The organism is Bradyrhizobium sp. LA6.8 (assembly GCF_040547935.1).
Taxonomy (GTDB): Bacteria; Pseudomonadota; Alphaproteobacteria; order Rhizobiales; family Xanthobacteraceae; genus Bradyrhizobium; species Bradyrhizobium barranii.
The window spans coordinates 1,198,021-1,210,559 of record NZ_JBEPQQ010000002.1 but is presented as its reverse complement, the minus strand read 5'-3'; the positions used below and the strand labels follow the sequence as shown (position 1 = coordinate 1,210,559).

The 12,539-nt window shown below is 63.6% G+C and carries 13 protein-coding genes; 6 read left to right on the top strand and 7 right to left on the bottom strand.

Annotated features, from left to right (window positions below; translation table 11 throughout):
- Nucleotides 1–81: 81 nt before the first annotated feature.
- From ABIA90_RS12825 to ABIA90_RS12800, 6 genes are all read right to left on the bottom strand, one after another.
- Nucleotides 82–1,329, bottom strand: a complete 1,248-nt coding sequence (locus ABIA90_RS12825; RefSeq protein WP_354120119.1) for an acyltransferase family protein — start codon at nucleotides 1,327–1,329, stop codon at nucleotides 82–84.
- Nucleotides 1,330–1,415: 86 nt separating this feature from the next.
- On the bottom strand, nucleotides 1,416–2,564 hold the full coding sequence (locus ABIA90_RS12820; RefSeq protein WP_354120118.1) for an AraC family transcriptional regulator: 1,149 nt from the start codon (nucleotides 2,562–2,564) through the stop codon (nucleotides 1,416–1,418).
- Nucleotides 2,565–2,794: 230 nt separating this feature from the next.
- The gene (locus ABIA90_RS12815; RefSeq protein WP_247302482.1) at nucleotides 2,795–2,935 is read right to left on the bottom strand and encodes a hypothetical protein; all 141 of its coding nucleotides are present in this window, start codon (nucleotides 2,933–2,935) and stop codon (nucleotides 2,795–2,797) included.
- 74 nt (nucleotides 2,936–3,009) lie between these two features.
- The gene (locus ABIA90_RS12810) at nucleotides 3,010–3,711 is read right to left on the bottom strand and encodes an SLC13 family permease (protein ID WP_354120117.1); all 702 of its coding nucleotides are present in this window, start codon (nucleotides 3,709–3,711) and stop codon (nucleotides 3,010–3,012) included.
- Between the two features lie 30 nt (nucleotides 3,712–3,741).
- Complete coding sequence (locus ABIA90_RS12805) at nucleotides 3,742–3,990, bottom strand: hypothetical protein (protein ID WP_166080580.1); 249 nt, start codon at nucleotides 3,988–3,990, stop codon at nucleotides 3,742–3,744.
- 121 nt (nucleotides 3,991–4,111) lie between these two features.
- Nucleotides 4,112–4,975, bottom strand: coding sequence for a transglutaminase family protein (locus ABIA90_RS12800; RefSeq protein ID WP_208084694.1), 864 nt, complete (start codon nucleotides 4,973–4,975; stop codon nucleotides 4,112–4,114).
- A gap of 329 nt (nucleotides 4,976–5,304) precedes the next feature.
- Here ABIA90_RS12800 and napE point away from each other — a divergent pair, with 329 nt between their 5' ends.
- From napE to ABIA90_RS12770, 6 genes are all read left to right on the top strand, one after another.
- Nucleotides 5,305–5,490, top strand: coding sequence for a periplasmic nitrate reductase, NapE protein (gene napE, locus ABIA90_RS12795; RefSeq protein WP_027532529.1), 186 nt, complete (start codon nucleotides 5,305–5,307; stop codon nucleotides 5,488–5,490).
- A gap of 26 nt (nucleotides 5,491–5,516) precedes the next feature.
- The gene (locus tag ABIA90_RS12790; RefSeq protein ID WP_354120116.1) at nucleotides 5,517–5,831 is read left to right on the top strand and encodes a chaperone NapD; all 315 of its coding nucleotides are present in this window, start codon (nucleotides 5,517–5,519) and stop codon (nucleotides 5,829–5,831) included.
- Between the two features lie 17 nt (nucleotides 5,832–5,848).
- Nucleotides 5,849–8,362 (top strand): nitrate reductase catalytic subunit NapA, encoded by a 2,514-nt coding sequence (napA, locus tag ABIA90_RS12785; protein ID WP_354120115.1) that lies wholly within the window; start codon nucleotides 5,849–5,851, stop codon nucleotides 8,360–8,362.
- The gene (locus tag ABIA90_RS12780; RefSeq protein WP_028151035.1) at nucleotides 8,359–8,829 is read left to right on the top strand and encodes a nitrate reductase cytochrome c-type subunit; all 471 of its coding nucleotides are present in this window, start codon (nucleotides 8,359–8,361) and stop codon (nucleotides 8,827–8,829) included. Before napA ends, ABIA90_RS12780 begins: the two co-directional genes overlap by 4 nt.
- Nucleotides 8,826–9,479, top strand: coding sequence for a NapC/NirT family cytochrome c (locus tag ABIA90_RS12775; RefSeq protein ID WP_354120114.1), 654 nt, complete (start codon nucleotides 8,826–8,828; stop codon nucleotides 9,477–9,479). Before ABIA90_RS12780 ends, ABIA90_RS12775 begins: the two co-directional genes overlap by 4 nt.
- Before the next feature lie 101 nt (nucleotides 9,480–9,580).
- The gene (locus ABIA90_RS12770) at nucleotides 9,581–10,696 is read left to right on the top strand and encodes an ATP-dependent DNA helicase (RefSeq protein ID WP_063981179.1); all 1,116 of its coding nucleotides are present in this window, start codon (nucleotides 9,581–9,583) and stop codon (nucleotides 10,694–10,696) included.
- Between the two features lie 103 nt (nucleotides 10,697–10,799).
- On the opposite strand, the gene ABIA90_RS12765 is transcribed toward ABIA90_RS12770, so the two are convergent.
- Nucleotides 10,800–12,485: a caspase family protein gene (locus tag ABIA90_RS12765; RefSeq protein WP_354120113.1), complete on the bottom strand. Its 1,686-nt coding sequence runs from the start codon at nucleotides 12,483–12,485 to the stop codon at nucleotides 10,800–10,802.
- Nucleotides 12,486–12,539 lie beyond the last annotated feature (54 nt).

Genomic DNA, 12,539 nt, shown 5'->3' with positions numbered 1-12,539 from the left:
TGCGCTCATCTTAGTGAGCGGGGAGGCGCTGTCTACGCGGTCGCAATTCCGCCGTGCGGGAGAATGACCCCGCACTTCGCGTTATGGCACGGCGGGGCCTGTGACCGCGGCGGCAGGCGCCGCTTCGCGTCGTGCGCGTCGGCCATTCAGGACCGCGCCGATGAAGGTGAAGCGTACCATCAGATGATAGCTCGCCAGCATCGGCGGGATCGCGACGACGAGAATGATCGCGAACTTGACCAGCCCGGGCCAGTCGAGCTGCGACAGCGCGACCTGCAGCGCCATCACGATCGGCATGTGGATCAGATAGAGCCAGTAGGACGCATCGGCGAGGTAGCGCCGGGTCGGGCTGAAGCCCGACATGAAGCGAAGTGCGAGGCCGAGGACCGCGAAGGTCGAGATCCATATCGCCGGTGCATACAGGATGGCGGAGACAAGCCTGAGCGTGGCGAAGCTGACCGGCAGTTTCGGCGCACCCGGCACGGACATCATCACCCCGACAAGCACGAAACTGATCAGAATGAGGCCGAGCGCCGTCAGAAGATTCCACAACCAGCGTCGCTCCAAAATCCGCAGTAGATCGGTCTGCCGATGCAGCAACCAACCGAAGCCGAAGGCAGTGCCGAAGCCGACCCACGCCTGGAGGTTCGTGACGAGCGATTGATCCGGCGTCCTCACGCCCATCACATTGATCCATCTTTGATCGAGGCAGAAAGCGATGCCGATCGGGATCGCCAGAACCAGGGGCGCCAGCGGATTTTGCATAATCTGCGCAAAGAGGCGGTCGACAACCGTTCGCAGCGTGCCTGATACATCGAGCCAGACAATTGCGCCGCGCAGCAGGAGCATGGCGACATATAGCTCCAGCAGCACATAGAGAAACCAGAGATGGGTCAGCGGGAAATTCGGCAGCACCGGCGGCCAGCGAGGTGCGCCGGGGATCGGGCCGCCGTTCGGAAAGCCCGCGGCCCATATGACCACCAGGGCCATCGGCGTAAACACGATCGGCCAGCCGACCACTAGCGGCAGTCCGATCCTCTGCAACCTGTCCGTGACGAAGCCCCAGATTCCCCGGCGATGAAAGCTCATGCGAGCGAAGAAACCCGCCATCAGGAAGAAGGTCGTCATCCGGAAGACGTGGATGACGAAGAACAGCAGGCCCAGGGCCAGGCTTTGATGGGTGTCCTGGATGATCCAGATCCTGGTCGGGGCCGGCACGAACGACAAGGTCGCGTGCAGGACGATGCCGAGCAGCAGGGCAAAGCCCCTGACCGCATCGAGCGCGTGCAGCCGTTCCGATGCAGGGGCGATGGCGGTCGATCGGGACATGGACGGACTCGGCTTGCTGGTGAAAGGCTTGTTTCCGGCAATCTGCCCGATCATGTCAGGGCTCTCTTGCCCAATCCTATAATCGGCTAGCCGATTTCTCGGCGCAGCTGGCCGATTTCCAAATAGCGGTCGGCATCCGGCGCCGTTTGCGGCCGGCTCAGCGCCTCGCGCCGGAATTCGGTCGGAGTTACGCCGGTCTCGGCCTTGAATGCGCGGTTGAAAGGTCCGATCGACTGGAAGCCCGCATCCATGGCGATGGTCAGCACCGGAACCTCCCGCTGCGTCGCGTCGGACAGCGCCAGCCTGGCATCCTCGATGCGGTAGCGGTTCAGGAACGCATTGAAGTTCCGATAGCCCAGCCCTTCGTTGATGGCCTGGCGCAGCCGATGCTCGGGAACCTCTAACCGTGCGGCGAGCGCCCCGATCGCAAGACCTTCCTGCCGATAGGTTCGCTCCACGGTCATCAGATGGTCGAGACGCCTGAGCAGAATCGGATCGACGGCGATCCGGGGATCGACGATGACCCGGCCCACAGGACCACGATCGGCCTCGCGCGCGTCGCTGGATGCAATGGCTGCCGTGGCGTCATTGACGGGCTCGGCCGGCTGCGTGGCGAAGGCTCCCAATCCGGCGAGCATGGCCACCACGAACAGGCCGAGCGCGGTCGGGAGACTGCCGGGCGCGCCGGGAACCGCGACGGGAATTGCGGCGAAGCCGGCGGCGCCGACGGCCGCGATGAGCACGATATTGATCGCAAGCATCGCCAGCCGCAATCGGCGGCGCCGCGCGACCAGATCGGCCCGCCAGGTCTTGACCGTCTGAACCGCGGCAGCGAGGGCCAGCACCAGGGTGCCCAATGCCAGGACTCGACCGGCTGCACCAGCCAGAGCGGGCCAGTGCGCCCAGCCCAGCGTGATCGCAAACCCATAGGCCACGATGCTCAGCCACAGGGCGCCGTGCCACCGCTTGAGCACGAAATCGTCGTCGAACGCCGCGCGCGCCCACAGCCAGAAGACGGCCGGCTGCGCGGACAGGATCGGCAGCGTCCACCACCAGGCCGTTTTGGGGAAGTTGGGCGCGGTCACGATCGCATAGAATATGCCGCCTGCGCACATCGCGATGCCCAGCAAGGCGTGCTGATTGGCGAGGCGGCGCTGGAGCGCCGCGAGCACGATCAGCAGGAACACGCCGCACGCGGCGCCGCGAAGTCCGAGATCGATGGCCGTGAGCCCCATCGCGTTCACAATCCGCGTTTCCCCGTTCGAGATCAGACTCTCGCACCGCCCTTGCGCGGGCACAATCCAAAATTGCGCCGGTGGTCCCGGCCCGCCAACTTCCCCCATTGATCTCCCAAAAGCGAAAGAGCGGAAAACTCGTCGTCGCCGTCGAGGCGCTGTCACTTTTCGCTGAGCTCCGGCATCCGAGGCCGGCTCCGTGTTATGGTTGCGATGGCAGTCGGAGACGATCAGATGGACCCGTTGTCGATTTTCATTTTCATCGTTTTCTTTGCGTCAATGCCTCTTGCCGCCGAGATGGCCCGGGAGCGTGGCAGATCGCGCAAGCTCTGGTTTTGGATAGCGTTCTGCGTCGGGCCGTTGGCGCCCATCGTGCTCCTCGTTCTCGGCGACCGACGAGATCGCGAAGCAAATCACGTTTAAAAAATTCAGGACGTTGCCCGGTTCAGAGCGGCAACAGCCAGGGCACGAGCAAGACGCAGACGATCAAAACGACCACGGAAAACGGTACGCCGACGCGCACAAAGTCCCCGAACGTATAATGCCCGGGGGCGACCACCAACGTGTTGACCGGCGACGACACAGGCGTCATGAAAGCCGTCGAAGCAGCCAGGGCCACCGTCATTGCAAACGGATACGGCGAGGCATGCATTTCGTTCGCGACAGCGATGGCGACGGGGGCCATCAATACTGCCGTCGCGGTATTCGAGATAAACATCCCGAGCAGCGCCGTCATGGCAAAGAGCGTGGCGAGCATGACGTGATGGCCGGCGCCGCTGGTGATGGCTCTTAGCCCATCAGCCGCCAGTTCGACCCCGCCGGTTCTCTCCAGGGCGACTGAGAACGGCAACATTCCAACAATGAGGACAATGGTCTTCCAGTCGACCGAACGGTAAGCGCTGGTAATGTCGATACAGCCCAGTGCGCCCATCAGCATGCATCCGATCAGGGCGGCCTGCACATTCGGGATCAGGCCGCTGACCATCAAACGACGGGCGCCAGGCAAATCACCGCCTGCGGCGCCTTGCCCGGCACCTGGAGAACCTGCTTGGACTCGGCGGGGCAGGCTGATGGTGACCAAATCTGCGGCTGCGTTCCACGGCCACAATGCTTGCTCCGGCCGAGCCGCGAAGGTCCAGGGCTTCAATGGTCATGCCGGCGAGAGACGATTGTTCCGTCACGCGCAGCCGTTATTCGCGGTCCGCGAGTTTGTACTCATCGATCCAGACCGAGAGGTTCGGGTTGCCGACGTTAGCACAATGTTCGGATCGCTGAAACCTGCCAATGCTTCGCTCATGGTGAGGACACCGGTGAAGGGGAGCGCAAGGAGCATGATCAGTGCGACCACATCCAGGCGCGGCCTGTTGATCGCGAACATCAGGATCGCAGCCCCGAGAAGGACCAAGACAATCGTCGGATCAAACATGGATGCCTGCCATGGAAGTCGCCGACTTCAATTCAAATGATGATGACAAGACGGGCGAGGGATCAAGGACACACCGACTGGCCGCCAACCCGCGCTTGCCGTGATCGACCGTGGACTACGATCATGGCGATGCTGGTATTGATATGACTTGCACCGAGACGTTCATCCGGCTGAATGCATCCGCCGGACCATCCCACGTCCCGGAAAGCGGAGAGGCCCTTTCCTGTTCGCGCGTCACGGCGACGGGTATGTGTTCACTGCCGACGATCTTGTTGTTGGTGGGATCATAGCCGCGCCACCCGGCTCCGGGGATATAGATCTCGGTCCAGGCGTGCGTGGCGCCGTGTTGTCCCTCGGCCATCTGGATGTAGCCGGTGACAAAGCGCGCACCAAATCCCCAGTAGCGGGCAGCTTCCATCATGAACACGGCATAGTCACGACAGGTCCCGCTGCCGAGCCGCAGCGTTTCGTTGGGTGATTGAACCCCGTGAGCCTCGCGGGAAACGTATTTGAACGATCGGTAGATGTGAGTATTCAAATTGTTCAGAAGGTCCAGCGTGCCGATCAACTGGCCGGGTTTGTAGAGATCGCGCAACCATTCGAGCAGGGCGGTCGCGTCGTAGAGATAGCTCGGGAGACGATACACCGTCAGCTCAAGTTGCTCCTCCGGGGGATATTGGAAGGGAAATGAACTGGCGAATGGCGCAATCCGCCATTCAATGGGGTCGTCGTGATAAAGGTCGACGTCGACCTCGCTTGCGATCCTGAGCGTGTCGGATAATTCCAAAAAGGTCACGACTGCGATGGCATTGTCGTAATTGTCGCGCAACCAGCGAACTTCAGCGTTCGGCTCGATATCGACCGACCCTCTCACGATGTGGACGTCATGTCCCTCGCGAGGCCGCATCATGGCTCGATGAGTGCCGAAGGTGACCGGCTGATTGTAAAAATATTCGGTCTTATGAATGATTCGGATTCGCCTCATATGTAGCTCCCGCCACGTAGCAGCGATGGATGTTGCGGCGCCCGCTACTACTGGTAGTAGGTCGCGGGCATTTCCGAGGCAAGAGAAGATGTATGCGGCCTCACCCCCGAGCCGCAAAGCATCTTCGCTTTTGGGTAACGATCGTTGCCGCTTGCTTCTCTCGCGCGCACGGAGCGCCGCGGCACGGTCCGTTGGCCGCGCCGCGACATCCGGTCAAGTCGACGGGTTGATCCAGATCAACGCGTTAGCAGCCCTGCTCCATTTAAAGTGCAGCAAGGCAACGGCCCGGATGCCGTCCCGATTCCAGCACCATTTCAGAGAGACCGAATATGTCGGCCCCTGACGACACGACTTCGCGCGTGCGCCGTAAGCGCATGGAGATTTTCGCTTTCCTGTTCCTGACCGCGGTCGTGATGCCCGTCCTCGCGGTCGGAACGGTCGGCTCATACGGGCTCGGCGTCTGGATCTACCAGATGTTCGCCGGTCCTCCCGGCCCGCCACCCTCCCCGCATTGACCTCCGAACAGCGAAAGACAGGCATCATGGCCCAATCCAAACTCAACCGCCGCGCATTGATCACCGGCCGGGTGCTCACCGCCGACCGCGTCGTCGCGCCGCCAGGTTGCGAGATCGCCAGCATCATCGTGCAGGCCCGCCCCGAGCGCCTGGACGAACTGGAAGCCGAGATCGCAGCACTTCCCGGCTGCGAAATTCACGGACGAGACCCGCGCGGAAAACTCGTCGTCGTGACCGAAGCGCCGGATGCCGGCAGCCTCGGCACCCTGCTCAACACCATCCAGTCGCTGCCCAACGTCTATTCCGCGGCGCTGGTCTTCCACGCCATCGAAACCGCCTAACGGCCGGGAGAGCCATCATGACATCGCCAAAGCTCGACCGCCGCCAGATGCTGAAGCTCGAGGCCGCCGCGATCGCGGCCGCCGCTGCGGGCATGCCGGCACCGGCGCTCGCCGCCAATCTCGTCGCCGAGCGCGACAACAGCGAACTGAAATGGGACAAGGCCGCCTGCCGCTTCTGCGGCACCGGCTGCTCCGTGATGGTCGCGACCAAGGACAACCGCGTCGTCGCCACCCATGGCGACATCAAGGCCGAGGTCAATCGCGGCCTCAACTGCGTCAAGGGCTATTTCCTTTCCAAGATCATGTACGGCCACGACCGGCTGACGCAGCCGATGCTGCGCAAGACCGGCGGCAAGTACGACAAGAACGGCGAGTTCACGCCAATCAGCTGGACCGAAGCCTTCGACATCATGGAGGTGAAGTGGAAGGAAACGCTGAAGAAGCGCGGGCCGAACGGTCTCGCCATGTTCGGCTCCGGCCAGTGGACGATCTGGGAAGGTTACGCCGCCTCGAAGCTCTACAAGGCCGGCTTCCGCACCAACAACATCGACCCCAATGCGCGCCACTGCATGGCCTCCGCCGTCGCCGGCATGATGCGCACCTTCGGCATCGACGAGCCGGCCGGCTGCTATGACGACATCGAGGCGACCGACGCCTTCGTGCTGTGGGGCTCCAACATGGCGGAGATGCATCCCATTTTGTGGACGCGCCTCGCCGACCGCCGGCTGTCCGCGCCGCATGTCCGCGTTGCCGTGCTATCCACCTTCGAGCACCGCTCGTTCGACCTCGCCGACATCGGCATGGTGTTCAAGCCGCAGACCGATCTCTACATCCTCAACGCCATCGCCAACCACATCATCAAGACAGGCCGGGTCAACAAGGATTTTGTTGCCGCGCATACGATCTTCCGGCGCGGCCAGACCGACATTGGCTATGGATTGCGGCCCGAGCATCCGCTCCAGAAAAAAGCAACCGGTGCGGCCAAGGCCAACGACTCCACCGACATGAGTTATGACGAATTCGTAAAATTCGTCTCGGACTACACGCTGGAGAAGGCGGCCGAGATGTCCGGCGTGCCGATGAACCGGCTCGAAGCGCTCGCCGAGCTCTACGCCGATCCCAAGACCAAGGTCGTCTCGTTCTGGACCATGGGCTTCAACCAGCACACCCGCGGCGTCTGGTGCAACAACCTCGTCTACAACATCCATCTCCTGACCGGAAAGATCTCCTCGCCCGGCAACAGCCCGTTCTCGCTGACCGGCCAGCCCTCGGCTTGCGGCACCGCGCGCGAGGTCGGCACCTTCTCGCACCGCCTGCCGGCCGACATGGTCGTCACCAACAGGGAGCATCGCGACAAGGCCGAGCATCTCTGGCTGCTGCCGGAAGGCACCATTCCCGACAAGAACGGCGCCCACGCCGTGCTGCAGAGCCGGATGCTGAAGGACGGCCTGATCAACGCCTATTGGGTGCAGGTCAACAACAACCTCCAGGCCGGTCCCAACGCCAACGAGGAGACCTATCCGGGCTTCCGCAATCCCGACAATTTCATCGTGGTCTCGGACGCCTATCCGTCGGTGACGGCGCTGGCCGCCGATCTGATCCTGCCGACTGCGATGTGGGTGGAGAAGGAAGGCGCCTACGGCAATGCCGAGCGGCGCACGCAGTTCTGGCACCAGCTCGTCAACGCGCCCGGCGAGGCCAAGTCCGATCTCTGGCAGCTCATGGAGTTCTCCAAGCGCTTCAAGATCGAGGAAGTCTGGCCGGAGGAGCTGATCGCCAAGAAGCCGGAGGTTCGCGGCAAGACGCTGTTCGACGTGCTCTACAAGAATGGCCAGGTCGACAAGTTTCCGACCTCGGAGATAGAGGAAGGCTACGCCAACACGGAATCCAAGGCGTTCGGCTTCTACGTGCAGAAGGGGCTCTTTGAAGAGTACGCCTCGTTCGGCCGCGGCCACGGTCACGACCTCGCGCCGTTCGAGGCCTATCACCGCGAGCGCGGCCTGCGCTGGCCCGTCGTCAACGGCCAGGAAACCAAATGGCGTTTCCGCGAGGGCAGCGATCCCTACGTCAAGCAGGGCACCGACGTGCAGTTCTACGGCTATCCCGACGGCAGGGCGCGCATCTTCGCCCTGCCCTACGAGCCGCCGGCGGAATCACCCGACAACGAATATCCGTTCTGGCTCTCGACCGGCCGCGTGCTGGAGCACTGGCATTCCGGCACCATGACGCGCCGCGTGCCCGAGCTCTACAAGGCGTTCCCCGAGGCCGTCTGCTTCATGCATCCCGACGATGCGTCGGAAGCAAAACTCCGGCGCGGCGACGAGGTGAAGGTGGAATCCCGCCGCGGTTTCATCCGCGCCCGCGTCGAGACGCGCGGCCGCGACCGGCCGCCGCGTGGCCTCGTGTTCGTGCCGTGGTTCGACGAATCCAAGATGATCAACAAGGTGACGCTGGACGCCACCGATCCGATCTCGCTGCAGACCGATTACAAGAAATGCGCCGTGCGCATCGAGCGGGTGAACCTGTCATGATGAAACGATTTGGCATAGCCCTGCTCGCGGTCGCGATCGCCGCGGGCGCGAGCTCTCTCACCGCACAGACGGTGACGTCAGGCCTGCGCGGACCGGCCCCGCTCAATGACGAGGGCGCGGCGCCGCCGATGCTGCCGAACCGCAATACGTCCGAGAGAGAGGTGCGCAACTACCCGGAGCAGCCGCCGGTGATCCCGCACACGATCGACGGCTACCAGATCGACCTCAACGGCAACAAATGCCTGTCCTGCCATGCGCGGGCACGCATCGCGGAATCGCAGGCGCCGATGGTCTCGATCACGCATTTCATGGACCGCGACGGCCAGTTCCTGGCCTCGATCTCGCCGCGGCGCTTCTTCTGCACGGAATGCCACGTGCCGCAGAACACTGCGACGCCGCCGGTGAGCAACGATTTCATCGACATCGACACGCTGCTCTCGCGCGCCAGCCCCGGTGGCCGCCGATGACGACGGCTGCTGACGAGCCCAAGGGAAAGGTGGAAGCCAAGCGCAGCTTTATGCTGCGCTGCTTGGACTTCGCGCGCGAGCTCTGGCAGGTGCTGATCCGGCCGAGCTCGGTGTTCGGGCTCGGCGTGCTGGTGCTCGCGGGCTTTGCGGCGGGCGTGATCTTCTGGGGCGGTTTCAACACCGCGCTGGAGCTGACCAACACCGAAAAATTCTGCACCGGCTGTCACGAGATGCGCGAAAATGTCTTCGCCGAGCTGAAGTCGACCATCCACTTCACCAACCGCTCCGGCGTGCGCGCGACCTGCCCGGACTGCCACGTGCCGCACAACTGGACCGACAAGATCGCGCGCAAGATGCAGGCCTCCAAGGAGGTCTGGGGCAAGATTTTTGGCACGATCGACACCCGCGAGAAATTCCTCGACCACCGGCTCGAGCTGGCCGCGCATGAATGGGCGCGTTTCAAGGCCAACGATTCCCTGGAATGCCGCAACTGCCACAGCGCCGATTCCATGGACATCACCAAGCAGTCGCCGCGGGCCTCGGTGGCGCACCAGCGCTTCCTGTTCACCAAGGAAAAGACCTGCATCGACTGCCACAAGGGCATCGCCCACCACCTGCCCGACATGCGCGGCGTTCCCGGCTGGCAATAGGGGCGCAAGCAACGGGATTTGCCCCGCTTGAACCCTTGGGCCGAATGGTTAGTTTCGAGGGATGGCGAATCGCCTCGATTCTGCCCTTCCTCAAGACAGACATGGCCACTTTCACCCCGCATCAGGATGCCGCGCTCAAAGCCGTTGCCGACTGGCTCAAGGCAAAACCCGGCCGCAACGGCACGCCGCCGGTGTTCCGCCTGTTTGGCTTTGCCGGCACCGGCAAGACCACGCTGGCGCGGCACATCGCCGAAGGCGTCGACGGCGAGGTGAAGTTCGCCGCCTTCACCGGCAAGGCGGCGCTAGTCATGCGCAACAAGGGTTGCGACGAGGCCTCCACCATCCACTCGCTGATCTACCGCGCCCGCGAATCCGGCGAGGAGCAGCCGAGCTTCGAGCTGTGGGACGACGCGCCGGCCTCCAAGGCCAAGCTGATCGTGATCGACGAATGCTCGATGGTCGACGCCGAATTGGGCCGCGACCTGATGTCGTTCGATTGCCCGCTGCTCGTGCTCGGCGACCCCGCGCAGCTGCCGCCGATCCAGGGCGGCGGCTTCTTCACCAACACCGAGCCGGACGCGATGCTGACCGAAGTGCATCGCCAGGCCCAGGACGACCCGATCGTGCGGATGTCGATGGATGTCCGCGAAGGCCGCGAGCTCGACATCGGCCGTTACGGCGAGAGCGAGGTGGTGTCGCGCAAGGAGCTCGACCCCGACCGCGTCATGGGCGCCGACCAGGTGCTGGTCGGCCGCAACAACACGCGCCGCGCCTACAACATGCGGGTGCGCCAGCGCCAGAACATCGAGGATGTCTTCCCGGTCGCCGGCGACAAGCTGGTGTGCCTGCGCAACAACCGCAAGAAGGGCCTGTTCAACGGCGGCCTGTGGCGCGTGAAGTCGCGCAACACCTCGCGCTCGAAATCGCGCATCCTCAGCATGCGGCTGTCGCCGGATGAAGACTTCGGTCACAAGGTGACAAAAGTCTCGGTGCGCGCCGATTGCTTCGAGGGCGGCGTCGAGGCGATCGCCTGGGAGCAGCGCAAGCCGTATGACGAGTTCGACTACGGCTATGTGCTGACCGTGCACAAATCGCAGGGCTCGCAATGGGACGACGTCGTGCTGTTCGACGAGAGCTTTGCGTTCCAGGATAGCCGGGCGCGGTGGCTGTACACGGGGATTACGCGTGCGGCGAAGCGGTTGAGCATCGTTGTTTGACGCTGCCGTAGGGTGGAGCGAAGCGTAATCCGGGGGTTCGGGTCCGCGCTCGCGATTCCCGGATTTCGCTGCGCTCCATCCGGGCTACGGTCTCTGCAAGACCTCACTTCCCCGCCACGAAATAAAAATCCTCGCGGCCCGGCGGCGAGCCGTATGAAAACGGCTGCTGCTCGTGCTTGGTGGCGGACCAGACGTCGTCGCGGACGATGTCGAACAGTTTCCGGATCTCGACCTTCGGCACCTTGATCTCGCGGGCGAGCGCGGTGGCGAAGGGGCTGTCGGCGCCGCCGTCGCCGTCCAGCGCGGTCTCGCCGTGCTTGGCGGCGTAGACCACCATGAATCCGGCGCCGGGCTCGATGTTGGAAAAGCCCTTGTCCACCAGCTTGAGCGACAGCGTGCGCTGCATGGCCGGCGCAAAGGGATTGTCGCGGCAGGCATCCAGCATCACCAGACGCACTTTTCTCGCGGCGCCCACCGCTGCGATCACCTGCTCCAGCGCAACCGCCTGGGTCTCGGCGTCCCTGTCGGCGGCAAGTTTGGCGTCCACAGGGACGAGATAGTTCACGCCGCCGATCTCGAAACCGTGGCCGGCGTAATAAACCACCGCCCAATCCGCATTCTCCGCTTCGGTGGCAAACGTCTGCAGTGCCTTGAAGAACTTGTCGCGGGAGAGGTCGCTGACGGAGATCACGGTCTGGAAGCCGACATCGCGCAACACGTTTGCAATCATTTTCGCGTCGCGCGGCGGATTGGGCAGGGCGTGGACGTTCTTGTAGGCGCCGTTGCCGATCACGAGCGCCACGCGGCGCCCGGTGGACCCGGCCGGCGCCTGCGGCGTCAGTGCGGCCAAACGCTCCTGCGCGATGGCGCGGGCGCGCGCGACGTCGGGCTCGTCGAACTTCGTCAGCGAATAGGCCGCCGCGCGGTAGTCGGCACGGGCCTGGGCGAGATCTTTCCTGCGCTCGTAGATCTGGCCGCGGCCGGAATGGGCGCGCACACTGTTCGGATTGAGCTGGATGACCGTGTTGTAGTCCTTCAGCGCGGCGTCGAGGTCGCCCTTCATCACGTTGACCTCGGCTCGATTGTTGATCGCGAAGGTATTCCTGGGCTGCTTCTGGATCAGGCCGTCGCAGTCGGCGAAAGCCTGGTCGTACTTGCCCATCATGCCGTAGGTGATGCAGCGGTTGCCGGCGATCTGCGGCGCGGCCGGGTCGATCTTCTCGGCTGCCGCGAAGTCGGCAATCGCGCCGTCGAAATCCTTGTTCAGTGTGCGCATGCGGGCACGATTGGTCCAGCCAAGCAGGAACGTCGGCGTGTATTTGATCGACAGGTTGAAGTCGTCGAGCGCGCTTTGCAGCGCGCCCCGGCGCAGATGGATGGTGCCGCGATTGTTGTAGGCATAGCCGAAATTCGCGCGCTTCTGGATGGCGAGATTGTAGTCGGCCATGGCGAGATCGTCCTCGCCCTTGCGCTCATGGGAGAGCCCGCGCAGGTTGATGGCACCGACATTGTCCGGATCGAGATCGATGGCGGACGACAGCGCCTCGATGGCACGGTCATAGTCGCGCTTGTTGATCAGCGCATTGCCACGCACGACGAGCGCGAGCGACTTGTCCTTGCCGCCGAGCTTATCGGCCTTCAACAAATTGTCGCAGGCCGTTGCGCGGGCCGCGGCCTCCGCCTGGCGGTCGCGACAGGTGGCGAGGTCCTCGCCGGCTTGCGGCTCGGCCGCGGCGATCGCGGCATTTGAGATCAGGATGGCGAGGGTCAGGGGAATGACACGCAGCATGTTGTCAGGTCAGCTCCAGCCACCACATGATTGAGTCGAGCGCGATCGCGCGCG